The following is a 24,767-nucleotide window of genomic DNA, read 5'->3' on the forward strand; positions in this document are numbered from 1 at the left end:
CGCCATGATCGACAGCGAGGTCATCAGCAACTACGGCTACGGTGCCGCCGTGCTGGGCGCCCTGATCGAGGGCGATGGCGTGGCTATCCTGGCCGGCATCGCCGCCCGCCACGGCTATCTGCTGTTTCCGCTCACGGCGGTCTGCGTGGCCCTGGGCGGCTTCATCGGTGACCAGACGCTGTTCTACCTCGGGCGGCGCTACGGCGATCGCATCCTCGGTCGTTTCAAGCGCCAGCAGGCACGCATCGACTGGCTGCGCAGCCGTATCCATCGCCACGAGGCGCTGTGGATCATCGGCATCCGCTTCGCCTACGGCTTCCGCCTCATCGGCCCGCTGCTGATCGGCGCCAGCGGGGTGCGCCCGCGGCGTTTCCTGATCTTCAACGTCATCGGCGCGCTGCTCTGGGGCTTCGTCATGACCGGCATCGGTTATGCGGTGGGCGAGATCCTGCGGGACTTCTTCGCCGAGCATCATGTGTCGAAGCGCTGGCTGATCGCGGCGGCGATCTGCGTGGCGGTGCTGTTCATCGGCGCCCGCGCCATCCTGCGGCGGCGGGAGGGGGTGTAGGGGAGGGTGGTTGTGTAGGTTGTGTTGAGCGCAGGCGAAGCCCAAGGCTTTGGGGTTGAGCTGTTGTACTGGCTTATTATCGTGGTTTGCTGATGGTTGCTGTTTCGCCCACCCGGGCGAGTCACTTTTTTCAAACGCCAAAAAAGTAACCAAAAACGCTTGTCCCCACGTTTCGGCCCTTCGCTGCGCTCCGGGTCCCCGCGCTCCGGCGCCGCTCCGGGGGCACGGCACGAAGGGGCTTCCTGCCCCTCGCGCCTTGCTCGGCGTCCTGCCTCGCATCCCCCTGCGCAACGCCTGCACTCGGCCTCACTGACGGGGACGGGACGCAAGCCTGATACTTGGGTGTTCACAGGTTGTAGCGTGGAAAACCGCGCAGCGTTTTCCACTGAGGGAGTAACGCTTAACGCGTGGACAAGGCTGCGCCGTTGTCCACCCTACCGGTTTGCACCCAAAGCATCAGGCACGTGAATCGCCCCGTTCAGGAGGGCGAACGCCAGTGTCGTGGAGTGGGTCGAGCCGCATGGATGCGGCGAGAGGCCTAACGGGCCATGGACGGCCCGTGTAGGCCGACCCCGGAGCGGCGCTGGCGTGAGCGGACCCGGAGCGCAGCGGAGGGCCGGATGTCCGGGGCAAGCGTTTTTGGTTACTTTTGTCCGGGGCGCGCAGCCGCGATTGGCAAAAGTGACTCGCCCGGGTGGGCGAAATCAAAACCGTCAACGCACTCGATAAGCAGCCAAGGCACCGACAAAGCCAAGCCTGTAGCACCGTAGCGTTGGGCTTCGCTTGCGCTCAACCCAACCTACCGCCAACCCCTTGTCCAACAAAAAAGGCGCCCTGAGGCGCCTTCTTCAAACCAAGCCAACCGCGAGTCAGACCTTGACGATCCAACCCTCCGGCGCCGGCTTGTCGCCGGTCTGGATGCCGGTCAGTTCTTCGTACAGCTTGCGCGTCACCGGGCCGACTTCGGTCAGGCTGTGGAAGACGTGCAGCTTCTCGCCGTACTGGATGCCGCCGATGGGGGTGATGACCGCCGCGGTGCCGCAGGCGCCGGCTTCGACGAACTGGTCGAGCTGGTCGATATGGACGTCGCCCTCGACCACCTCCAGGTTCAGCCGCTCGCGCGCCAGGTCCATCAGCGACATGCGGGTCACGCCCGGCAGCACCGACTCGGAGCGCGGGGTGACGAACTTGCCGTCGCCGGTGATGGCGAAGAAGTTGGCCGAGCCGACTTCCTCGATCTTGCGATGGGTCAGGGGGTCCAGGTAGATGCAGTCGGCGAAGCCTTCGGCCTTGGCCTGGGCGCCGGGCATCAGGCTGGCGGCGTAGTTGCCACCGACCTTGGCGGCGCCGGTGCCCTGGGGCGCGGCGCGGTCGTAGCTGGAGATGACGAAGTTGTGCGGGGTCATGCCGCCCTTGAAGTAGGCGCCGACCGGGATGCCGAACACCACGAAGTGGAATTCGGGGGCGGTGCGTACGCCGATGTTGTCACCCACGCCGATGACGAAGGGGCGCAGGTAGAAGGCGCCACCGGTGCCGTACGGCGGGATCCAGGCCTCGTTGGCCTTGACCACCTGCTGGCAGGCGTCGATGAACATCTCGGTGGGGACCGGTGGCATCAGCAGGCGGGCGCAGCTCTTGTGCATGCGCGCGGCGTTGCGGTCGGGGCGGAACAGGTTGATGGAGCCGTCCTGGCAGCGATAGGCCTTGAGGCCTTCGAAGCACTGCTGGCCGTAGTGGATGGCCGTGGAGCCTTCGCTGATGTGCAGCTGGTTGTCGCGAGTCAGCTCGCCGGGTCCCCAGCTGCCGTTGCGATAGGTGGCGATATAGCGGAAGTCGGTCTTGATGTAGTCGAAACCGAGGGTCTTCCAATCGATGTCCGCAGCGCTCATAGATCCTCGCAGTGCTCTCCGGCGGCTATGCCGGTCGTTTCGTGGTCGGGCCGTACGCCTCGCCGGCGACGGTTCAAGGGGGTGGACGAGGCGGGCTCGTCGCTAGACTGTGAAAGATACCGCTTATCCGGACCGGCGGGGGCACCTTTCAGCCAATCGGGTCTCCAAAGTCTGAAGCTGGCCCTTTGCCGCCTCGGCCTGCTGCCTCAGGCTAGACGCCAGGGTCATCACCAGGAGCTCGTTTTGAAAACAATGATGGCGTTGCTGGGTGCCTTGACCCTGCCAACGCTCACGGCGCAGGCCGCCGGTATCTTCACCGATGGATTCGACACGGCGCTCAATCGCCGGGTCATCGAATGGCGGGGCGCGCCCTCGCCGGAAGGTATCGTCTTCAGCGTCATCGCCAGCCAGTTCAAGACCAGTGCCGGCAATGCCACCACCGATTTTCGCACCCAGCTCTCCACCTTTGGCGACAAGGTGCGCTTCCATGGCTGCAGCGCCAGTCGCTGGGAGATGAACAACCAGATCTATCTGCCGCTCAAGGGCCAGTACCGCATGGCTGGGCTGGACGAGCGCTATGGCGAATACTTCGTCGCCCAGCCCACCCGCCAGGACCTGGAGTGGGTGGCCATGAACACCCGCGTTCACTATCGCCTCTGCCGCCTGCGCGAGACCCTGTCCGCCGAGGACCTCCAGGGTCTGCGCTGGGTGTTGCAGGCGGCGGAGGCCGACTAGCCCGGACTAGTCGAAGCGGGTGATGACGGTCACCCCGGTGCCTTCGAACTTGTCCATGTGCATCAGCGCCGCGCCGGATTCGGCCAGGCTGATCTCGCGGCCGATCAGTTTCTCCGGCGCCAGGGCGCCCTGGCGCAGCATGGCCATCAGCACGTCGTAGCGATGGGCCTGCATGCCGTGGCTGCCGAGGATCTCTAGTTCCCGGGCGATCACCAGGTTCATCGGCAGCGCCGGGGTCGCCTGGTCACCCAGCAGCAGTCCGACCTGGACGTGCCTGCCGCGCTTGCGCAGGCAGGCGATGGAATTGCAGCAGGTGGTGGGATGGCCGAGGGCGTCGAGGGAGAGGTGCGCACCGCCGCCGGTCAGTTCCTGCACCGCTTCGGGCACGCTGGCCACCTGGGTGGCATCGATCGTCGCCACCGCGCCAAGCCGACGCGCCAGGGCCAGTTTGTCGGCGGTGATGTCGATGGCCACCACCTGGGCGCCCAGGGCGCGGGCGATCATGATCGCCGAGAGGCCGACGCCACCGCAGCCGTGCACCGCGACCCACTGGCCGGCGCTGACCCGGCCCTGATCGACCACCGCGCGAAAGGCCGTCACGAAACGGCAGCCCAGGCTGGCCGCGGTGGCGAAGTCCAGTTGCTCGGGCAGGGCGACCAGATTGAGATCGGCCTGGTGGATGCCGACGTACTGGGCAAAGGATCCCCAGTGAGTGAAGCCGGGCTGGAACTGGTGATCGCAGACCTGCTGGTGGCCGGCATGGCACTGCGGACAGGCGCCGCAGCCACCGACGAAGGGCACCGTCACCCGGTCGCCGACGCGCCAGAGGGTCACGTCCCTGCCCACCGCCTCGACCACGCCGGCCAGTTCGTGGCCCGGCACATGGGGCAATTCGATGTCGCTGTCATGGCCGACCCAGCCGTGCCAGTCGCTGCGGCAGACGCCGGTGGCCATGACCCTGAGCACCACACCATGGGCTTCGGGAGTGGGGTCCGGCACCGTGCACAGGTGGGGTGGCGCGGAAAAGGCTTCGTAGACGACGGCTTTCATGGCGGGGCCTCGGGCGGGATGACGACTCCAGTATGGCAAGTCGCGCAGCGTTAGCCTGTCTGCCAGCCGGTACCTTGCCGCTCGGCTAGCCCGCCAGCGCCTGCAGACCCTGCCAGGTGGCCGGTGCCTCCCCGGCCAGCGCCTGCACCAGGGCGGCCTTGAGTCGGCAATCGGGCAGGGCGCGATGGGTTTCCTGCACCACGACGCCCTGCTGGCGGGCGGCCATGGCCAGGGACTTGCGGCGCCAGCCGTCCTGGCTGCGGCTGTCCAGACTCGGCTCCTGCCAGAAGTGCGCATAGAGCTGCATCAGGCAGTGCAGGCGGGTGCCATCCACCAGTTGCACCGGCGGCGTCTCGCGCTCCAGTTCCGGCGGCAGGGCCTGGCCGTGGAGGCGGGCATTGTGCGCCAGCAGGCGATAGTCGAAGGCCATGCCATAGGCCAGCACGGTGCGGCCCCGCAGCAGCGGCCAGAGGGTGGCGAACACCTCGGGAAAGCGCGGCGCCTGGGCCAGGTGGGCGTCGGTCAGGCCGTGGATCAGGGTCGCCTCGCGCGGTACGGCGATGCCTGGGCGGACCAGGGTATCGAGCAGCACCCGGCCACTGAGGGTCATGACCGCCACCTCGATCAGCTGGGCATCCTCGCCCAGGCCGGTCGCCTCGGTATCCAGCACCAGGACGTCCTGTTCCAGCCAGCGACGCGCCTGCTCGCGCACGCGCGCTTGCTGGGCGTTGTAGCGGGGTGCGGCAGCGGTGGGAAACGACGACGACAACGGATTCATGACACGGCCTGACAACTGAAAGCTAGGGTGCGCCCAGGCGCCGAACAGTCGGCTCTACGACGGATGTGGGCATTCGATGCAAGATCATCGCCACAGGACACAGGCTATTCGGCGGGGGCGACGAGCGGACCACCGGGCGCGCCGAGGTCGCCTGTATCGGCTGGCCTTGCGAGAATGGGTCTTTCATCCATGTCGAGGAGCGCCACCGCTTTGGCCGCCGTCCAGGGTTTCTTGCTGACACGCCTCTGGCGCGAGACTTCCACCGGGATGGAGCTGGTGTTCTGGTTCGCCACCGACAGCGGTCCGCACCAGCTGCGGGTGCCGGGGCAACAGGCGGTGGCCTTTGCCCCGGCCGCACGACGGGCGGACATCGAGCGCCTGCTGCCGGCCGGGGTGGAGATCCGCGAGCTGGCGCTGCAGGACTTCCAGCGGCGCCCCGTCCTGGGGCTCTATGCGCCGCGCTATCGCACCCTACGCGAACTGGAGCAGCGCTTCCCCGCCGCCGGCATCGACGTCTACGAGACGGATATCGCCCCGGCGGATCGCTTTCTCATGGAGCGCTTCATCACCGCGCCGGTGACGCTGCCCACCGCCGACGGCGCGCCCTTGCGGCCGGATCCCGACTACCGCCCCACGCTGCGCACCCTGTCGCTGGATATCGAGACCAGCGAGCGCGGCGAGCTCTACAGCATCGGCCTGCACGGCTGCGGCCAGCGCCAGGTGTACATGCTCGGCCCGCCTACCGGGGAAGATGCCGCGGTGGACTTCGACCTGGAATATGTCGCCGACCGCGCCACCCTGCTCGAACGCCTCAATGCCTGGATGGCGCGTCATGATCCCGACGTCATCATCGGCTGGAGCGTGCTGCAATTCGACATCCGCGTGCTCCACGAGCACGCGCGCAAACTGGGCGTGACCCTGCACCTGGGCCGCGGCGCCGTCGAGGACGATCGCTACGAACCCGGCGGCCAGGGCCGGCCCTTCCACGCCCTACTGGCCGGGCGGCCGATCATCGATGGGGTGGAGGCGCTCAAGTCGGCGACCTGGGTGTTTCCCTCCTACAGCCTGGAGAACGTCAGCCGCACCCTGCTGGGCGAGGGCAAGGCCATCGACAATCCCCACGACCGCATGGCCTCGATCAATCGCATGTTCGCCGGCGAGAAGAGCGCCCTGGCGCGCTACAACCTGGTGGACTGCGAGCTGGTCACCCGCATCTTCGAGAAGACCGGCCTGCTGCGCTTCCTGCTGGAGCGGGCCAGCGTCACCGGCTTGCCGCTGGAGCGGCATGGCGCCTCCATCGCCGCCTTCTACCACCTCTATCTGCCGCTGATGCACCGCCAGGGTTTCGTCGCGCCCAATCTCGGCGCCCAGCCGCCCGAGGCCAGCCCGGGCGGCTTCGTCATGGATTCGCGGCCCGGGCTCTACGACTCGGTGCTGGTGCTGGATTACAAGAGTCTCTATCCCTCGCTGATCCGCACCTTTCTCATCGATCCGGTGGGCCTGGTGGAGGGCCTGGCGCTGCCCGAGGCGGAGACGGTACCGGGCTTTCGCGGCGCGCGCTTCCATCGCACCCGGCACTGCCTGCCGGAGATGGTGGCGCGGGTCTGGGAGGGGCGCGATGCGGCCAAGCGCGCCGGCAATGCGCCCCTGGCCCAGGCGCTGAAGATCATCATGAACAGCTTCTATGGCGTGCTGGGCACCCCGCACTGCCGCTTCTTCGATCACCGCCTGGCCTCGTCCATCACCCTGCGCGGTCATGCGGTGATGCACCAGACCCGCGAGCTGATCGAGGCGCGTGGCCATCGGGTGATCTATGGCGACACCGATTCCACCTTCGTCTGGCTCGGCCGCGCTCACCAAGAGGCCGAGGCCGAGCGCATCGGTCGCGACCTGGTGGCGGCGGTCAACGCCTACTGGCGCGCGCAGCTGCAGACCGAGCTGGGGCTGGAAAGCCACCTGGAGCTGCAATACGAGACCCACTTCAGCCGCTTTCTCATGCCCACCATCCGCGGCGCGGAGGAGGGCAGCAAGAAAAGATACGCCGGGCTGCGACCCGGGACGGACGGTCAGCCGGAACTGGTGTTCAAGGGCCTGGAGACGGTACGCAGTGACTGGTCGCCGCTGGCCCAGCGCTTCCAGCGCGAGCTCTACCTGCGCATCTTCACCGGCGAGCCCCATGAGGACTATGTGCGCGACTTCGTCGCCCGTACCCGCGCCGGCGACTTCGACGACCTGCTGGTCTATCGCAAGCGCCTGCGCCGGCCGCTGGAGGAATACCAGAGCAACCTCTCGCCGCAGGTCCGCGCGGCGCGCCTGCTGGAGGCGGAAGGCGCCCGCCTGGGACGCCGCAGCCGCTTTCGCCGTGGCGGCTGGATCAGCTACCTGATCACCACCGCCGGCGCCGAACCGGTCGAGTTGCCCCATGCGCCGCCGGACTACGACCACTACGTGCAGCGCCAGCTGGCCCCTGTGGCCGACGCCATCCTGCCCTTCGTCGGCGACCGCTTCGACCGGCTGTTGGATCAGCAGATGGGGTTGTTCTAGGGGGGGCTGGAGTGATGTTGCCGCGTAGGGCGGATAACGGCGCAACTCATCCACGCGTAGTTTCCGGTGTGGCCACTCGCGTAGCCTGGAACACCCTTCCTCACCCCAGCCCTCTTTCGCAGGCGGGAGAGGGGGCGGATCGGCGTGGGTGGTGGGTCCTGCGTAGGGTGGATGACGGCGCAGCCTCATCCACGCGTAGTTTCCGGCGGGGCCAATCGCGTAGCTTGGAGCACTCTCACCCCAGCCCTCTCCCGCAGGCGGGAGAGGGGGCGGATCGGCATGGGTAGTGGGTTCGGCGTAGGGTGGATAACGGCGCAGCCTTATCCACGCGTGCTTCCTGACGTGGCCACTCGCGCCGCCTGAAGCACCCTCACCCCCGCCCTCTCCCGCAGGCGGGAGAGGGGGCGAATCGGCGTAGGGTGGGTCCTGTGTAGGGTGGATGACGGCGCAGCCTCATCCACGCGTAGTTTCCGGTGTAGCCATTGGCCGAGCGTGGGACACCCTCACCCCGCCCCTTTCCCGCGTTTCGCTCGCACTTGCCCGACGCTCGTCAGTCCCATTCAGGCGGTACACCCCGATCTACGCCTTCTTGCGGCAGGATGAGGGCCGCCCCTTTGGCGTGCGCTCGTTATACTCAGGCCGGCGGCAGGCCTTTTCCGGGTGAAAGGGAGGAGGGCCTGGCTGGATCGGTGCAGGTGCGGCGATCACGATTTCTTGCGGATTTTCTGACGGCGGATAGATGAGCAACCAGGCAGATGTGGCCAAACCCAATAGTTCCAAGCACCTGACTCCCAGTGATCTGCCGTTTCCGGTGGTGGGGATCGGGGCTTCCGCCGGGGGGATCCAGGCCCTGCTGCGCTTCTTCGAAGCCCTGCCGGCCGACTGCGGCATGGCCTTCGTGGTGGTGATGCACCTGTCGCGGGAACACCAGAGCAACCTTGACCAGATCCTGCAGCGCGCTACCCGCCTGCCGGTGCATCAGGTCACCCAGCCGGTGCCCATCCAGGCCGAGCAGGTCTATGTGATTCCGCCAGGCCATGACCTGACCATGAACGATGGCTATCTGCGCCTGAGTCCAGCGGAACGCCCCCAGGGCGATCATGTGGCGGTGGATCTGTTCTTTCGCACCCTGGCCGATGTGCACCGGACCCATGCCGTGGCCATCGTCCTCTCGGGCAACGGCGCCGATGGTGCCGTGGGCCTGGGGCGGATCAAGGAGCAGGGCGGGGTGACCCTGGCCCAGGCGCCGGAAGATGCCGAATTCGACTCCATGCCCAGCAGCGCCATTGCCGCGGGCGCCGTGGATTTCATCCTGCCCGTGGTGGAGATGCCGCAGAAGCTGCTGGAACTGGCCACCACCATCAGCAGCCTGAGCCAGAGCGAATTGCGCCAGCTGGACTATGAGTCCCGGGTGCCCGGTCCGTCCAGCAAGGCCATGCAGCTGGCGCTACGCGACATCCTCACCCTGCTGCGCACCCGCACCGGACACAATTTCAAGCAGTACAAGACCGCCACGGTGCTGCGCCGGGTGGAGCGGCGCATGCAGGTCAACGCCATCGCCGACATGCCGGCCTATGCCGGCTTTCTCCATGAGCATCCGGAAGAGACGCCGGCGCTGCTCAAGGACATGCTCATCGGCGTGACCAACTTCTTTCGCGATCGCGAGGCCTTCGAGGCCCTGGAACGCGATGTCATTCCGGAGTTGTTCGAGCACCTGCCGGTCAACGAAGACGACCAGGAATTGCGCGTCTGGAGCGCCGCCTGTTCCAGTGGCGAGGAAGCCTATTCGCTGGCCATGCTGCTGACCGAACAGGCCGAGTTGCGCCAGTCCGGCGCCCGGCTGCAGGTGTTCGCCACCGATCTCGACGAGCATGCCCTGGCGGTGGCCCGGCATGGCGTCTATCCGGGCTCCATCGTCACCGACGTCGCCCCCGCGCGCCTGCGCCAGCACCTGCTCAAGGAGCAGAATCAGTACCGGGTGAAAAAGGAGCTGCGCGAGAAGGTGCTGTTCGCCCAGCACAACCTGCTCAGCGATCCGCCGTTTTCCCGCCTGGATCTCATCAGCTGCCGCAACCTGCTGATCTATCTGGATCGCGAGGTGCAGGCCGAGATCCTGCACACCTTCCATTTCGCCCTCAAGCCGGGTGGCTATCTGTTCCTCGGCAGCTCCGAGTCGGCCGACGTGCAGAGCAGCCTGTTCGCCACGGTGGACAAGAAGAACCGCATCTACCGCGCCAAGCACACCACCAGCGTGGTGCGGCCCACGCCGCTGCTCAATCTCAATCCGGGCATGCACAGCGTGCGCCTGCCGCCGCACCAGGTCGGCCGGCGCAAGAAGGTCTCCTTCGCCGAGGTGCATCAGCGGGTGCTGGAGCAGTACGCGCCGCCGAGCATCATCGTCGACCGCGAATCCAATATCGTGCACATGTCCGAGCGGGCCGGGCGCTTTCTGCGCTACGTCGGCGGCGAGCCCAGCTACAGCCTGCCAGCGCTGGTGCTGGAGGAACTGCGCCTGGAGCTGCGTACGGCGCTGTTCCAGGCGTTGCAGAGCAACAAGAGCGTCGAGGCGCGTCGTGTGCATATCCAGCGCGACGACCGCAGCTACTACATCAACATGGTGGTGCGCCCCTTCCGCGACAGCGACACCAGTACCGACTACATGCTGGTGCTCTTCGACGAAGTCGAAGACGTCATGAGCACCGACGCCGGCGGCGATCACACCGAGGCCAAGGACAGCGTGCTCACCCAGCTGGAGGCCGAGCTGCAGCGCACCAAGGAGCAGTTGCAGCTGACCATCGAGCAGTCCGAGACCTCTACCGAGGAGCTCAAGGCGTCCAACGAAGAGCTGCAGGCGATCAACGAGGAATTGCGGTCGGCCACCGAGGAACTGGAGACCAGCAAGGAAGAACTGCAATCGATCAACGAGGAACTGATCACCGTCAACTACGAGCTCAAGTCCAAGATCGAGGAAACCGGCAAGATCAACGACGATCTGCAGAACCTCATCACCTCCACCGACATCGCCACGGTGTTCGTCGATCGCGGCATGCGCATCAAGAGATTCACCCCGCGCGCGGTGAGCATCTTCAACATGATCGTCAGCGATACCGGGCGTTCGCTGCTCGACATCACCCATCGGCTGGACTATCCCGAGCTGGCCGCCGACGCCAACCAGGTCTTCGAATCGCTCCGGCTGATCGAGCGCGAGGTGCGCAGCCAGGACGAGCGCTGGTATTTGGCGCGACTGCTGCCCTATCGCACCGCCGAGGATCGCATCGAGGGCGCGGTGCTGACCTTCATCGACATCACCGACCGGCGCCTGGCCCAGGATCGCGCCCGCGCCGGCGAGGAAAACATGCGCCTGGTGGCGCAGAACATCCAGGACTACGCCATCGTCACCCTGGATGCCGCCGGCATCATCAACAGCTGGAACGGCGGGGCCACCCGGCTGTTCGGCTACAGCGAGCGCGAGGCCCTGGGCCAGCCAATGGGCCTGATCTTCACCCCGGAAGACGTCGCCGCCCAGGTACCGGACGCCGAGATGCGCCAGGCCCGGGAAGCGGGCGTCGCCCACGACGAACGCTGGCTGAGACGCAAGGACGGCAGCCGGCTGTACTGCACCGGGGTGCTCAGCCGTATGAGCAACGCCTCTGGCGGTGAGGGCTACGCCAAGATCGCCCGGGATGCCACCGCCGATCACGTACGCGCCAGTGAAACGGCCAACCACCTGGCCCAGAGTCAGGCGCTGGGCAAGCTCAAGGACGAGTTCTTCGCGGTGATGTCCCACGAACTCAAGCACCCGCTCAATCTCATCCAGCTCAACAGCGAGCTGCTGACCCGTTCGCCGGTGCTGCGCGAGGTACCCCTGGCGCGCCGTGCTACCGAGGCCATCCAGCGCGCGGTGCGCAGCCAGGCGCAGATCATCGATGACCTGCTCGACCTGTCGCGCATCCGTACCGGCAAGCTCAAGCTGGAGCGCCGGAGTCTGGACCTGGCCCAGCAGCTGCGCGAGATCGCCGACGTGATTCGTCCGCTGGCAGGCGAGGTGCAGGTGAGTTGCACCCGGCTGCCGGAGACGCCGCTGCATGTCCAGGCGGATGCCACCCGCATTGGCCAGATCGTCTGGAATCTGCTCAACAACGCCATCAAGTTTACCCCGGCCGGCGGCCAGGTGGAGATCAGCCTGGGGGTGGACGGCGACGAGGCGCGGCTGGACGTCACCGATACCGGGCAGGGCATAGCAGCGGATTTCCTGCCGCGGGTGTTCGACATGTTCGGCCAGGCGGAAATGAAATACACCGCTCGCGCCCAGCATGGCCTGGGCATCGGCCTGGCGCTGGTCAAGCAGCTGGTGGAGGCCCATGGCGGGCGCATCGAAGCCCATTCCGAGGGCCTTGGCCTGGGCGCGCGCTTCAGCGTCTGGCTGCCGCTGTGCCAGGACGACGAACGCCAGCTGGACGAGGCGCAGGCGGAAGGCCAGTCCGTCGTCGGGCTGCGGGTGCTGCTGGTGGACGATTCCCCCGATATCGTCGAGACCCTGCAACTGCTGCTCGAAGAGGAGGGCATCCTGGTCACCGCCGCGACCGACTCCCAGAGCGGCCTGGCGCTGGCCCAGGCGCAGGATTTCGACGTCATCCTCTCCGACATCGGCATGCCGGAGATGGACGGCCACGAATTCCTGCGCCAGATACGGGCGGGCGATCGCAATGTCGGCACGCCGGCGGTGGCGCTGTCCGGCTACGGCACCCGGCTGGACATCGACAAGGCGCGGGCGGCGGGTTTCGCCCGGCATCTGAACAAGCCGGTCAGTTTCGAGGCGCTGATCGCCATCCTGCAGGAGCTGCAGGCGTCCGGTTGAGGGCGCGCGGACGGTAGCTTAGTCAGACGATTCGCGGCACACTCGGGAGCCATCGGGGCGCCCGCCCAACCGGGCCGGCGGCCCCGTTTCCCGCCAGAGGAGCGCCGCGATGACCCGTCTCACCGCCAAGGATTTCTCGCCCGAACTGCTCGAGCTCTACGACTTCTATGTGCACGGTCGCATCAGCCGCCGCGACTTCCTCGACCGCGCCGGCGCCTGCGCCGCGGTGCTGGGGCTGTCGGCCACCGGGGTGCTGGCGGCCCTGACGCCCAACTATGCCCTGGCCACCCAGGTCGAGTTCACCGATCCGGACATCGTCGCCGAATACGTCTACTACCCCTCGCCCAAGGGCCATGGCCGCGTCCGTGGCTATCTGGTGCGCCCGGCCAAGGCCAGCGGCAAGGTGCCGGCGGTGGTGGTGGTCCACGAGAATCGCGGCCTCAATCCCTATATCGAAGACGTCGCCCGGCGCCTGGCCAAGGCCGGCTACCTGGCCCTGGCGCCGGATGGCCTGACCGCCATGGGCGGCTATCCCGGCAACGACGACAAGGGTCGCGAACTGCAGCAGCAGGTCGATCCGGAAAAGCTGATGAACGATTTCTTCGCCGCCGTGGAAACCCTGATGGGCCACGAATTCAGCACCGGCAAGGTCGGTATCACCGGCTTCTGCTATGGCGGCGGGGTGGCCAACGCGGCCGCCGTGGCCTACCCGGAACTGGCTGCGGCCGTGCCCTTCTATGGACGTCAGCCGCGCGCCGAGGAGGTGGCCGCGATCAAGGCGCCGCTGCTGATCCACTACGCCGAGAACGATCCGCGCATCAACGAGGGCGCCGCCGCCTACGAAGCGGCGCTCCAGGCGGCCGGCAAGACCTACGAGGTGCATCGCTATGCCGGCACCAACCATGGCTTCCACAACGATTCCACCCCGCGCTACGACGAAGCCGCCGCGCGCCTGGCCTGGGACCGCACCCTGGGCTGGTTCGGCCGCTATCTCGCCTAGGCACCTGACGGAGACCTCTGATGCCGCAACTGCGTATCCCCGCCGTCTACATGCGTGGCGGTTCCAGCAAGGGCGTGTTCTTTCATGCCCGCGACCTGCCGCCGGCCGGTCCGGCGCGCGATGCGCTGCTGCTGCGGGTGATCGGCAGCCCCGATCCCTACGGCAAGCAGATCGATGGCCTGGGCGGGGCCACCTCCAGCACCAGCAAGGTGGTGGTGATCGCGCCCTCCTGCCGCCCGGACTGTGACGTCGACTATCTGTTCGGCGCCCCGGCGATTGAGGTACCGGTGATCGACTGGTCGGGCAACTGTGGCAATCTCAGCGCCGCCGTGGGCCCCTTCGCCATCAGCGAGGGCCTGGTCCAGGCCTCGCGCGACGGCTTGGCCAGGGTGCGCATCTGGCAGGCCAATCTGGGCAAGCGCATCCTCGCCCACGTTCCCATGGCCAATGGCGAGGTGCAGGAGGAGGGCGATTTTCGCTTCGACGGCGTGGCCTTTCCGGCCGCCGAGGTGGTGCTCGACTTTCTCGATCCGGCGGGCAGCGACGGCAGTGTGCTGCCCACCGGGCGGGCGGTCGACGAACTGGACGTCCCGGGACTGGGCCGGCTGCCGGTGACCCTGCTCAATGCCGGCAATCCCACCGTCTTCGTGCGCGCCGAGACCCTGGGCCTGAGCGGCACCGAAACCCAGGCGCAGGTCAACGGCGATGGGCCGCTGCTGGCGCGCCTGGAGGCCCTGCGCGCGGCGGGCGCGGTGGCCATGGGGCTGGCCGCGACCGCCGCCCAGGCCACGGCGGAGCGGCCGCATACGCCCAAGCTGTGCCTGATCGCCCCACCCCAGACCTACCGGGTGGCGGGTGGCAAGCAGGTCCAGGCCGAGGAACTCGACGTCATCGCGCGGATGATCTCCATGGGTAAGCTGCACCACGCCATCCCGGGCACCGGCGCGGTCGCCGTGGCGGTGGCCGCGGCACTGCCGGGGACCCTGGTCCACACCCTGAGCGGCGACCTGGACGGCCGCCAGGTCCGCATAGGCCATACCGCCGGCACTGTGGCGGTCGGCGCCCGGGCGCGCGAGGTCGGCGGCGTCTGGCAGGTGGAAAAGGCCAGCATGAGCCGCAGCGCCCGGCGCCTGATGGAAGGCTGGGTACGGGTACCGGCAGAGTAGGTTGGGTTGAGCGCAGCGAAGGCCAACAGCGGGGATACCTCCGCGCTGGAGCGCCCTCACCCCAACCCTCTCCCAGGGGAGAGGGGCGGTCGAGCCTGGCGCGACCGCTTCCCGTAGGAGCGCCCCATGGCCGCGATCCAGCCGATGTCCTGGCGTAGCGTGGAAAACCGCGCAGCGTTTTCCACTGGGCAAGCCCCGGCTCCATTCGTGGATAAGGCTGCGCCGTTATCCACCCTACGGCCGCGTAGGTTGGATTGAGCGCAGCGAAGCCCAAGAGCGGGGATACCTCTGCGCTGGAGCGCCCTCACCCCAGCCCTCTCCCAGAGGGAGAGGGGGCGGTCAAGCCTGGCGCGACCGCTTCCCGTAGGAGCGGCCCATGGCCGCGATCCAGCCGATGTCCTGGCGTAGCGTGGAAAACCGCGCAGCGATTTCCACTGGGCAAGCCCCGGCTCCATTCGTGGATAAGGCTGCGCCATTATCCACACTACGGCCACGTAGGTTGGGTTGAGCGCAGCGAAGCCCAACGGAGGGGATACCTCTGCGCTGGAGCGCCTTCACCCCAGCCCTCTCCCAGGGGAGAGAGGCGGTCGAGCCTGGCGCGACCGCTTCCCGTAGGAGCGGCCCATGGCCGCGATCCAGCCGATGTCCTGGCGTAGCGTGGAAAACCGCGCAGCGTTTTCCACTGGGCAAGCCCCGGCTCCATCCGTGGATAAGGCTGCGCCGTTATCCACACTACGGCCGAGATCGGCCGCGTAGGTTGGGTTGAGCGCAGCGAAGCCCAAGAGCGGGGATACCTCCGCGCTGGAGCGCCTTCACCCCAGCCCTCCTCCAGGGGGAGAGGGGGCGGTCGAGCCTGGCGCGATCGCTTCCCGTAGGAGCGGCCCATGGCCGCGATCCAGCCGATGTCCTGGCGTAGCGTGGAAAACCGCGCAGCGTTTTCCACTGGGCGAACCTTCCCGCCATTCGTAGATAAGGCTGCGCCGCTATCCACCCTACGCCTCTCAACCGCCCCCTCTCCCTCCGGGAGAGGGCTGGGGTGAGGGATGATCCACTCCGACGCTGACCTCAGGTCCCTTCGATCAGATCGCGGATGCGCACCGCCAGGGCGTCCATGGCGAAGGGCTTGGTCATCACGTGCATGCCGGGCTCCAGGTGGCCGTTGCCGACTACGGCGTTCTCGGCGTAGCCGGTGATGAACAGCACCTTGAGGCCCGGGCGGCGCTGGCGGGCGGCGTCGGCCATCTGGCGGCCGTTCATGCCGCCGGGCAGGCCGACGTCGCTGATCAGCAGATCGATGCGCACGTCGGATTCCAGCAGGCGCAAGCCGGAGCTGGCATCCGCCGCTTCCAGGGCGGCGTAGCCCAGTTCCTCCAGCACCTCCACCACCAGCATCCGTACCGTGGGTTCGTCATCCACCACCAGCACCGTCTCGCCGTGGCCCTGGCGTGGCAGGGTCGGCTGGCTGGCGGCGAGGTCGACGCCGGTGGCCGCTTCGCGATGACGCGGCAGGAAGAGGGTGACGCTGGTGCCCTGATCGACCTGGGAATGGATGCGCGCCTGGCCGCCGGACTGGCGCACGAAGCCGTAGATCATCGACAGGCCCAGCCCCGTGCCCACCCCGATCGGCTTGGTGGTGAAGAAGGGATCGAAGGCCTTGGCGATCACCTCGGGCGGCATGCCGCAGCCGTTGTCGGTCACCGAGAGGGCGATGTATTCGCCCGCTTCCAGGTCGCGGACCCGGGCCATGCGCGCATCCAGCGCCCGGTTGGCGGTCTCGATGAAGATGCGACCGCCCTCGGGCATGGCGTCGCGGGCATTGATGCAGAGGTTGAGCAGGGCGTTTTCCAGTTGCGGCGGATCGACCAGGGTCGACCACAGCTCGCTGCTGGCCACCACTTCGATCTGGATCGCCGGACCCACCGTGCGACGGATCAGGTCTTCCATGCCGGCCACCAGGCGATTGACGTCGGTGGGCTTGGGATCCAGCGTCTGCCGGCGGGAAAAGGCCAGCAGCCGGTGGGTCAGGGCGGCGGCGCGGATGGCGGCGCCCTGGGCGGCGGTGGTGTAGCGCTCGAGATTGTTCAGCCGGCCCTGGCCGATGCGTACCGTGAGCAGGTCCAGACTGCCGACGATGCCGGCGAGCAGGTTGTTGAAATCGTGGGCCAGGCCGCCGGTGAGCTGGCCGACCGCTTCCATCTTTTGCGACTGGCGCAACTGCTCTTCCAGCAGCGCCTGGGTCTCCGCGGCGTCCCTTTCCCGGGTGATGTCGCGCCCGGCGCCGGTGAGGCGATCCTGTTCGGTGTCCATCGACAGCGTCCAGGACAGCCAGCGCCAGCTGCCGTCCGCCGCCAGCACGCGATTTTCCACCCGCGCCGGCAGGCCGCTGCGGCGCAGTTCGTCCAGCGCCACCAGCACCCCCGGCAGATCGTCGGGATGGATGAGTTCCCGGTAGGGGCGGCTGAGCAACTCGGCTTCGGAATAGCCCAGGCCGCGCGACCAGGAGGGACTCACCCGTAGCAGCTGCCCGTTGAAATCGGCGGTCAGCAGCAGATCCTCGCTGAGCGCCCAGAGCCGGTCGCGCTCGGCGGTGCGCGCCTGGACCTCCTGGCTGAGGCTGAGATTCTGCGCCTGGATCAGCGTCTGGGCGTCGCGCTGGGCGGTGACGTCCTGGGCGAAGACATAGAAGCCATCCACCGCCCCGCGCGCATCGCGCCGCGGACGATAGTGGATGTCGGCGATGCGTCGGCGGCCGTCCGGCCAGGCCCAGGGCAGGTCCAGCCGCGCCGGGGTGCCGTCCAGGGCGGCCTGGATGGCCGGACGCCGGGCCGCGAACAGCTCCGGCGCGAAGACCTCGGCCATGCTGCGACCCAGGATGCTTTCCGGAGCGTCCTTGAACCACTTGGGCGCCTCGATGTTGGCGAAGCGATAGACAAGCTCGCGATCGACGAAGGCGATCAGGCAGGGCAGGGTGTCGGCCACCAGCCGCAGATTGAGTTCGCTATCGCGCAGGGCGCGCTCAGCGGTCAGCCGCGCCGTCGCCGAGCGGGTTCGATTGGCGACCTCGCGGATGAATTGCACTTCGGCCGGCGTCCAGCACCGCGCTTGGCTGGCGCTGACATAGAGCAGGGCGACGAAATGGCCGTGCTCGAACAGCGGGGTGCTGACGAAGGCGCGGGTGTCCAGCCGTTGCATGGCGGCGAGGTTGTGGCAGGTGCGGGCATCCTCGCGCACATCTTCGATGGCCACGGTCTCGCCGCGCTTGAAGTCCTCGATGCAGCTGCCATAGTCGCGGAAATTCAGGGTGCCCATCAGGCTGCCGGCGGCCGGGATCGTCCAGTCGCGTTCCACGCTGATGGTCTCGGCGTCGGCGTCCACCAGGCCGTAGCCCACCCGCTGGGCGTCCAGCAGGGTGCCCAGCACTGTGCAGGCCAGCTCGGTGACCGCCTCGATGTCGTTGAGGTGGCTGAAGCCTTCGCCCAGTTCTGCCAGGGCGCGGCGATAGCGCTCTTCGTCGCGGGTCGCCTGGGCGGCCTGCTCGCGTTCGGTGACATCCAGGAACAGCACCAGGAAGCTCTCCGCGCCGGCCTTGTGCGCATGACCTTCGTACCAGCGCCCGTTGGCCTGGAATTGCCGCACGTAGCTGAACGACTGGCCGGTATCCACCACCCGGGTGAAGTCCTCCACCCAGAGGTCTTCGAGTTCGGGAAACAGGGTCCGGGCGGTCTGGCCGATCGCCTGCTCCGCGCTCAGGCCGAAGTGCGTGCACCAGGCTCGGTTGACCTGGTCATAGCGCCAGTCGCAGCCGCGACCTTGCTCATCGCGCAGAATGGTGCCGAGGATGAAGCCCTCGTCCAGTTGCTCGAACAGACCGCGCCAATAGCGCTCGCTTTCCGCCAGTTTCTGCTGCACCTCGCCCACGTGGCGCTGGCTGTCACGCAGGGCCTGGCCGGCCAGATGCTGGGGCGTACGGTCGCGCAGGATCTTGACGAAGCCGGTATGGCGGCCGGCGTCGTCGTGCAGCGGATGCATCTCGCCGCTGGCCCAGAAGCGGGTGCCGTCGCGTCGCAGGTGCCAGCGTTCGTCTTCGGCGCGACCCTCCTGCAGCGCCAGCCGCATTTCCAGCGCGGCCCGGCCGATCTGGTTGTCCTCGGGGGTGAAGAAGCGCTCGACCGGCGCGCCGCGAATCTCTGCGGCGGTCCAGCCCAGCAGGCGTTCGGCGCCGCTGTTCCAGTCGGTGATCACCCCGGCCGGATCGAGCACGATCATGGCGAAATCGATGGCACCATCAAAGATCGCCAGACGCCGCTGGGCGTCCTGGGGCGGCAGCGCGGTGCACTGGTCGAGCGCGGCGCGGAGGCGACGGACTTCGGCCTGGAGTTCAGCGTGGGAGAGAGCGGATTCAGCCATGGGGTCGTTCGAACGCGTGAGCAGCGGAAGCGGACGGCGGTGACGTCCGGCGAGAGCCTTAGAGTAAGAGAGTCGGGCGATGGCTAGCGATCTGCCAGCACCTTTTTCCGACAGACAGGGAATTAAGTAGCCGTTACGGCATCAGACAAGTGCCGGCACCCGGCTGCCAGCCGCCCATCCGAGCCTTGTGATCCAATTCGAGAAATTTCGGTCTATTTAGTCGTACTAATGAAGTAGCGTTGCCATGACCGATGTAGTTTCTTCCGCTGCTGTTACCACCGTGCTGGTCGTCGAAGACGATCCGGTGCTGAGATCGCTGGCGACGGAGGTATTCGAGATGGAAGGTTATGCCGTCCAGTCCTTCGATACCGCCGACGCCGCCTGGGGTTGGCTCGAGTCCGATCCCTTACCGCCCGATCTCCTGTTCACCGACGTGCGCATGCCGGGTCGGCTGGACGGACTCGCCCTGGCCAAGCAGGTGCGTCAGCGCTTTCCACAATTGCCGATCCTGGTGTCCTCCGGCTATACCGGCCAGCAGTACGCCGAGCGCGAGGAGCGGGCGCTGTTCCTGCCCAAGCCCTGGACCATCGACCAGTTGCTCAAGGCCTGCGGCCAGCTGGGTGTCTAGCCCGCCGCCTGGCGCGCCCGTGCCAGGCGTACCGCCGAATCCACCTCGTCCAGCGTCCAGGGCTTCTGCAGGAAGATCACCTGCTCGGGCAGCGCCGTGGTGATCTCGTAGCCGTAGCCCGAGGTGATCACCATGGGCAGCGCGGGCCAGCGCTGCAACAGCATCTCCGCCAGTTCGCCGCCACGCAGCTGGCCGGGCATCAGGTGGTCGGTGATCACCAGCCCGGGGCTTTGCTGCTGCTGGAGCAGATGCACCAGGGCGTCGTCGGCGTTGTCGAAGCGAACACAGGTCCAGCCCAGTCGCTCTTCGAGGTGATTGCTCAGCAGTTCGGCGAGCAGCCCGTTGTCTTCGATGACGACGAGATAGGGGAGGGGATCAGGCGAGGTCATCGGGACTTCCGGAACGCGATGAGACGATTCCGGAAGTCTAGCAGAGGCCTGCTGGGCTCAGTCTGGCTTTCGTCTGACCATTATCAGAACTCCAGGACGATCTTGCCGAAATGGCTGCCGTCCTTCTGGAAGGCGAAGGCCGCGGCGATCTCGTTCAGCGGGTAGCTGCGATCGATGACCGGCTTAATCCCGGTGCTTTCCAGGGCGCGAATCATCTCCTGCTGATGGCGACGACTGCCGACGATCAAACCCTGCAGTCGCTGGTGGCGGCGCATCAGGTTGGCGGTGGGGACCTGGCCCTCGACGCCGGTGAGCACCCCGATCAGCGCCAGGTGCCCATGGATGCGCGCGGCCTGGATGGACTGCGCCAGGGTCGCCGGACCGCCCACCTCCACCACGATGTCGACGCCACGGCCGCCGGTGATGGCCTGTACCTTGGCGCCCCATTCCGGCTCTTCACGGTAGTTGATCAGGTGATCGGCGCCCAGGGCATAGGCGCGCTGCAGCTTTTCGTCCGACGATGAGGTGGCGATCACCGTGGCGCCCATGGCCTTGGCCATCTGCAGGGCGAAGATGGAGACGCCGCCGGTCCCCATGACCAGCACGCTGTCACCGGCCTTGAGGCCACCGTCCACCACCAGGGCGCGCCAGGCGGTGAGTCCGGCCGTGGTCAGGGTCGCCGCCTCGGCATGGCTGTAGCCCTTGGGCGCGCGGGTGAAGGCGGTGGCTGGACGTACCACCACCTCGCAGGCGAAGCCGTCGACGCCATCGCCGGGCGTGGTGGAAAAGTCATCGATGGGCGGCGCGCCGTCCAGCCAGTGGGGAAAGAAGGTCGAGACCACGTGATCGCCCACGGCGAATTCGCTGACCCCCGCGCCCACCGCCTCGACCACCCCGGCGCCATCGGACATGGGAATGCGCCCATCGGCGGTCGGCATCTTGCCCAGCACCACGCCCAGGTCATGGAAATTCAGCGAGCTGGCCTTGATCCGCACCCGGATCTCGCCAGCCCCCGGCTGCCCGGGATCGGGCAGTTCGCAGGGCTCCAGCTGGTCCAGACCACCGGGTTTGCGTAGGCGTATGGCGTGCATGAGAAATCCTCCGGACTGTGGCGAGCAGGACGCTCGCGGGTCAGTAGAGGACCACGGCAGGGGGCGCAGGATTCCCGCCAGGGGACCTGCGCCCTGGACCTTACTTGATCGCCTTCTGCAGTTGCTGCAGCTGCTGGGTGCGGGTGTTGAGGCGGGCTTCGCCGCGTTCGGCGTCGACCTTCTTCAGCTCGGCTTCGGCCATGCGCAGCTTGATGGTCTGCATGGCGGTCTGGATGCGTTGCTGGGTCAGGTAGGCCAGCTGGTCGACGGTGCGCTCGTTCTCACCGTCCTTGTAGGCCTTGTCGGCCTTGGCCAGCCAGGTGCCGGCGTCCTTGGTTTCCAACGCCGCCAGCTGGGTGGCCTGGGGCTGGGATTCGAGGGCGGCGTAGTCGTTGCGCGCCTTTTCCAGGTTGGGGTTGGGCGGCGTGGCGCAGGCGGCCAGGGTGAGGGTCAGCGCCGACATCAGCGGGAGCAGAAAACGTTTACGCATGGTTTCGTCCTTCAAGAGAGCGGGCAGCCTTACTGCTGCACCTTTTTCTGTAGATTCTGTTGCAGCTGGAGGTTGATCTGACCTTCCTCACGGATCTGCTGGATGCTGTTCTGGGCATCCTGCAGCGCCGCCTGGGCCTTGGCGGCCTGGGTCTTGCGGGTCGCCAGACGGGCATCCCACTCGGCCTGCTCGGCCAGGCGCTTGGCCTCGTCGTATTTCTCGTTGGACAGGGCGGCCTGGGCCTGGGTCCACTTGTCCTGGGCCGCCTTGGTCTCGATGGGGGCGAACTGGTTGCCGCCGCCGCTCACGGCTTCGTTGACGGCGGACTGGGTCACGGCCATCTGCGCGGTCGGCGGGTTGCCGGCGCAGCCCGCGAGCAGCAGACCGCCGCCCAGGACCAGGCTGGCGAGCAGCGCACGAGGCGCGGAGAACGAAGAGGCACGAGCGGGACCGGTTTTCATCCGAACATTCCTGGCAGGTCGCCCGGAATGGGCGACAGTGCCTTTGAGACGACGAAAACGCGGCGAGGTTCGCTGCAGAACCCCAGCCGAGGGCGGCTCGCTGCGGTCAGGCCCGTACCGCCTGGTACAGCGCGCGGATCAGATCCGACTGGGTGATGATGCCCACCAGGCGGCGCGAGCCGTCGATGATGGGGATGTGGCGGTGGCCGTTCTCGGAAAACACCGGCACCAGATCGATCAGCAGGCGGTCGGCGCTGGCCACCCGCACGGTACGGGTCATGATGTGACCGACGCTGTTTTCCTCCTGGCGCGTGCGCGGGCGGACCAGCGATCTCAGGCGCCAGCCGAGGCCTTCGTGGACGTCCAGATCGATCTGCCGCATGAAGTCGGCGACGGTGACGATACCCAGCAGATGACCCTGGCGATCCACCACCGGCAGCGCCTTGATGCGCCGGGCGCGCATCAGCGCCCAGGCTTGCTGCAGCGGCATCTCGGCGCGGGCCGTCACCGGTTCGTGGCTCATGACGTCGGCGCAGCGCAACTCGCCCATCTTGCGCTGGTAGGCGCGCGCCTCCACCTGTTCGAGCAATTCGGCGAGGTCGTCGCGGCTGATGTCCAGCACCTGGTTGTAGCGTGCCAGCACGGCGTCGAGGTCGGCGCGCTGCAGGCGCGTCTCGCCACTCGGCTCGGCCGGGCGTGGCACATGGGGCCAGGGGCGGCGGGTCAGGTTGTTGTAGAGCAGGCCGGCGCTCACCAGCAGCAGCGAATCCAGCGCCACCGGACTCCAGGCGTAGCTGAAGTCCTGGGCGCCGATCAGCACCATCAGCAGCGCCGAGGCGCCACCCGGCGGGTGCAGGCAGCGCAGGGTGAACATGGCGGCGATGGCGAGGGCGACCGCCACGGCGGCGGCCAGGTTAGCCTCGGGAATCCACAGGGCGCAGGCGATGCCGATCAGCGCCGACAGGGTGTTGCCGCCCACCACCGACCAGGGCTGCGCCAGCGGACTGGAGGGCAGGGCGAACACCAGTACGGCGCTGGCGCCCAGCGGAGCTACCAGCGCCAATGCCAGGGCGCCATGCTGATGCACCGGCTGGCCTTCCAGCCACCAGGCGGCGAGCAGGGCCGCGAGCAGGATGCCGAGGCCGGCGCCGAGGCTGGCGCGCAGCCGCTCGCGTCCGTCGATGGGCAGCGGCGCCGGCCAGAAGGCGCGCAGGCCCTGGGCCAGGCGGGCGAAGAGAGACGGCGAAGGCGAGGGCGTAAGGGGTTCCTGGGACATGGGAGAGGCAGCTGCTGGGCAGAACGAGGGCGCTGATGGTCCCTCCTGGACGCAGCCCTGGCAAGACCGGCGCGGCGCGCTCGGCGCCCGGGTCGACGGCCAGGCGGCGACCCAGAGCGGCTGCCGTCTCCAGGCGATTTTCTGCTGCGACCGCCGCGGCCGTCGTAGTAGGATCATCGGCTGGGTGTCGCCGCAGCCACGCGGTAGGACAGGTTGAATCGAGCGCAGGTCGGGCCGCCGCGCGGAGTACGGCTGCCCATGAACTCTCCCCTTTCTCCGGCCAGGGCCCTGGCCTATCTCAATCGCTTCGTCGCGGCCGAAGCGGCCGGTGGTGTCGTGCTGATGGTGGCCGCCGCCATCGCCCTGATCGTCGCCAACTCGCCGCTGGCCGAGGGCTATTTCGCCAGTCTGCACTGGTATGTGGGTGGTCTGTCCCTCGGTCACTGGATCAACGACGGCCTGATGGCCATCTTCTTCCTGCTGGTGGGGCTGGAGATCAAGCGCGAGATGGCGGTCGGCCAACTCGCCAGCTGGGGCGATCGCGCCCTGCCGGGGCTCGCCGCCCTGGGCGGCATGCTGGTGCCGGCGCTGCTCTATGCCCTGGTCAATCGCCACGATCCCCAGACCCTCTCGGGTTGGGCGATTCCCGCCGCCACCGACATCGCCTTCGCCCTGGGCGTGCTGTCGCTGCTGGGTTCGCGGGTGCCGGTGTCGCTCAAGGTGTTTCTCTCCGCCCTGGCGATCCTCGATGACCTCGGCGCCGTGCTGATCATCGCGCTGTTCTACACCAGCGACCTCTCCAGCAGCATGCTGCTGGCCGCGGCCGGTCTGGTGGCGGTGCTGTTCGTGCTCAATCGCCTCAAGGTCACCGCCCTGTTGCCCTATCTGCTGGTGGGGGCGCTGCTATGGTTCTGCATGCTGCGTTCGGGCATCCATGCGACCCTGGCCGGGGTTATCCTGGCGCTGTTCATTCCCCTGGGCGACACCGAGGCCGACGACGCCTCGCCGCTGCTGCGGCTGGAGTCCGCGCTGCATCCCTGGGTGGCCTTCCTGATCGTGCCGCTGTTCGGCTTCGCCAATGCCGGGGTCTCCCTGGCCGGGATGTCACCGGCCAATCTGCTGGATCCGGTGCCCCTGGGCGTGACCCTGGGGCTGTTCCTTGGCAAGCAGATCGGGATTTCCCTGATGGCGGTGCTGGCCATCCGCAGCGGTCTGGCGCGGCTGCCCGAGGGTGCCAGCTGGCTGCAGCTCTACGGCGTGGCGCTGCTCTGCGGCATTGGCTTTACCATGAGTCTGTTCATCGGCGCCCTGGCCTTTCCGGGGGCGCCCTTCCTGGTCGACGAGGTCAAGATCGGTGTGCTGCTGGGGTCGCTGTTGTCCGCCCTGGCGGGCGTTGCCGTCCTGCTCCTCGCCGCCCCTCGTCGTTGAGAGGAGTCT

General features: G+C 67.5%; 16 protein-coding genes and 1 pseudogene. 8 read left to right on the forward strand and 9 right to left on the reverse strand.

What is annotated here, in order from left to right:
* Positions 1-4 precede the first annotated feature (4 nt).
* Positions 5-568 carry a DedA family protein gene (locus ACZ5R1_RS03770; protein ID WP_115945271.1) on the forward strand — a complete coding sequence of 188 codons (564 nt, stop codon included), beginning with the start codon at positions 5-7 and terminating at the stop codon, positions 566-568.
* Positions 569-1,437: 869 nt separating this feature from the next.
* On the opposite strand, the gene ACZ5R1_RS03775 is transcribed toward ACZ5R1_RS03770, so the two are convergent.
* Complete coding sequence (locus ACZ5R1_RS03775; protein ID WP_027600068.1) at positions 1,438-2,457, reverse strand: branched-chain amino acid aminotransferase; 1,020 nt, start codon at positions 2,455-2,457, stop codon at positions 1,438-1,440.
* Positions 2,458-2,700: 243 nt separating this feature from the next.
* Here ACZ5R1_RS03775 and ACZ5R1_RS03780 point away from each other — a divergent pair, with 243 nt between their 5' ends.
* A complete protein-coding gene (locus tag ACZ5R1_RS03780) occupies positions 2,701-3,192 on the forward strand; it encodes a hypothetical protein (RefSeq protein WP_169742435.1) in 492 nt (163 codons plus the stop codon).
* A gap of 6 nt (positions 3,193-3,198) precedes the next feature.
* Here the strand turns inward: ACZ5R1_RS03780 and ACZ5R1_RS03785 are convergent, their stop codons facing one another.
* Together ACZ5R1_RS03785 and ACZ5R1_RS03790 are read right to left on the reverse strand one after the other, a co-directional pair.
* Positions 3,199-4,242: a zinc-dependent alcohol dehydrogenase family protein gene (locus ACZ5R1_RS03785; RefSeq protein ID WP_115945272.1), complete on the reverse strand. Its 1,044-nt coding sequence runs from the start codon at positions 4,240-4,242 to the stop codon at positions 3,199-3,201.
* An 85-nt stretch (positions 4,243-4,327) separates the two neighbouring features.
* Complete coding sequence (locus ACZ5R1_RS03790; RefSeq protein WP_027600071.1) at positions 4,328-5,020, reverse strand: 3'-5' exonuclease; 693 nt, start codon at positions 5,018-5,020, stop codon at positions 4,328-4,330.
* 189 nt (positions 5,021-5,209) lie between these two features.
* Here ACZ5R1_RS03790 and ACZ5R1_RS03795 point away from each other — a divergent pair, with 189 nt between their 5' ends.
* The 4 genes from ACZ5R1_RS03795 (at position 5,210) to prpF (ending at position 14,588) form a co-directional block, all read left to right on the forward strand.
* The gene (locus ACZ5R1_RS03795; protein ID WP_464712819.1) at positions 5,210-7,564 is read left to right on the forward strand and encodes a DNA polymerase II; all 2,355 of its coding nucleotides are present in this window, start codon (positions 5,210-5,212) and stop codon (positions 7,562-7,564) included.
* 739 nt (positions 7,565-8,303) lie between these two features.
* On the forward strand, positions 8,304-12,422 hold the full coding sequence (locus ACZ5R1_RS03800; RefSeq protein WP_115945274.1) for a CheR family methyltransferase: 4,119 nt from the start codon (positions 8,304-8,306) through the stop codon (positions 12,420-12,422).
* A 109-nt stretch (positions 12,423-12,531) separates the two neighbouring features.
* Positions 12,532-13,422, forward strand: coding sequence for a YghX family hydrolase (yghX, locus tag ACZ5R1_RS03805; protein ID WP_007163110.1), 891 nt, complete (start codon positions 12,532-12,534; stop codon positions 13,420-13,422).
* A gap of 20 nt (positions 13,423-13,442) precedes the next feature.
* Positions 13,443-14,588 (forward strand): 2-methylaconitate cis-trans isomerase PrpF, encoded by a 1,146-nt coding sequence (gene prpF, locus ACZ5R1_RS03810; protein WP_288472991.1) that lies wholly within the window; start codon positions 13,443-13,445, stop codon positions 14,586-14,588.
* Positions 14,589-15,653: 1,065 nt separating this feature from the next.
* Here prpF and ACZ5R1_RS03815 read toward each other — a convergent pair.
* Positions 15,654-18,995 (reverse strand): PAS domain S-box protein, encoded by a 3,342-nt coding sequence (locus ACZ5R1_RS03815; RefSeq protein WP_288471922.1) that lies wholly within the window; start codon positions 18,993-18,995, stop codon positions 15,654-15,656.
* 244 nt (positions 18,996-19,239) lie between these two features.
* Between ACZ5R1_RS03815 and ACZ5R1_RS03820 the strand changes: the two genes are divergently transcribed.
* Entirely contained in the window at positions 19,240-19,623 is a 384-nt protein-coding gene (locus ACZ5R1_RS03820) for a response regulator (protein WP_007160682.1), read from the forward strand.
* Here the strand turns inward: ACZ5R1_RS03820 and ACZ5R1_RS03825 are convergent.
* From ACZ5R1_RS03825 to ACZ5R1_RS03845, 5 genes and pseudogenes are all read right to left on the reverse strand, one after another.
* On the reverse strand, positions 19,620-20,012 hold the full coding sequence (locus tag ACZ5R1_RS03825; protein WP_007160683.1) for a response regulator: 393 nt from the start codon (positions 20,010-20,012) through the stop codon (positions 19,620-19,622). The two genes, ACZ5R1_RS03820 and ACZ5R1_RS03825, sit on opposite strands and share 4 nt — an antisense overlap.
* A gap of 83 nt (positions 20,013-20,095) precedes the next feature.
* The gene (locus ACZ5R1_RS03830) at positions 20,096-21,103 is read right to left on the reverse strand and encodes a zinc-dependent alcohol dehydrogenase family protein (protein WP_115945277.1); all 1,008 of its coding nucleotides are present in this window, start codon (positions 21,101-21,103) and stop codon (positions 20,096-20,098) included.
* A 106-nt stretch (positions 21,104-21,209) separates the two neighbouring features.
* Positions 21,210-21,593: pseudogene (locus tag ACZ5R1_RS03835) on the reverse strand (DUF4398 domain-containing protein); the annotation flags it as partial.
* A 29-nt stretch (positions 21,594-21,622) separates the two neighbouring features.
* Positions 21,623-22,054 (reverse strand): DUF4398 domain-containing protein, encoded by a 432-nt coding sequence (locus ACZ5R1_RS03840; protein ID WP_115945278.1) that lies wholly within the window; start codon positions 22,052-22,054, stop codon positions 21,623-21,625.
* 106 nt (positions 22,055-22,160) lie between these two features.
* On the reverse strand, positions 22,161-23,330 hold the full coding sequence (locus ACZ5R1_RS03845; protein ID WP_181902003.1) for an HPP family protein: 1,170 nt from the start codon (positions 23,328-23,330) through the stop codon (positions 22,161-22,163).
* Between the two features lie 258 nt (positions 23,331-23,588).
* Between ACZ5R1_RS03845 and nhaA the strand changes: the two genes are divergently transcribed.
* Entirely contained in the window at positions 23,589-24,758 is a 1,170-nt protein-coding gene (gene nhaA, locus ACZ5R1_RS03850) for a Na+/H+ antiporter NhaA (RefSeq protein ID WP_115945279.1), read from the forward strand.
* The last annotated feature ends 9 nt before the right edge of the window (positions 24,759-24,767 follow it).

It is taken from the genome of Pseudomonas sp. Pso3 (genome assembly GCF_055393275.1).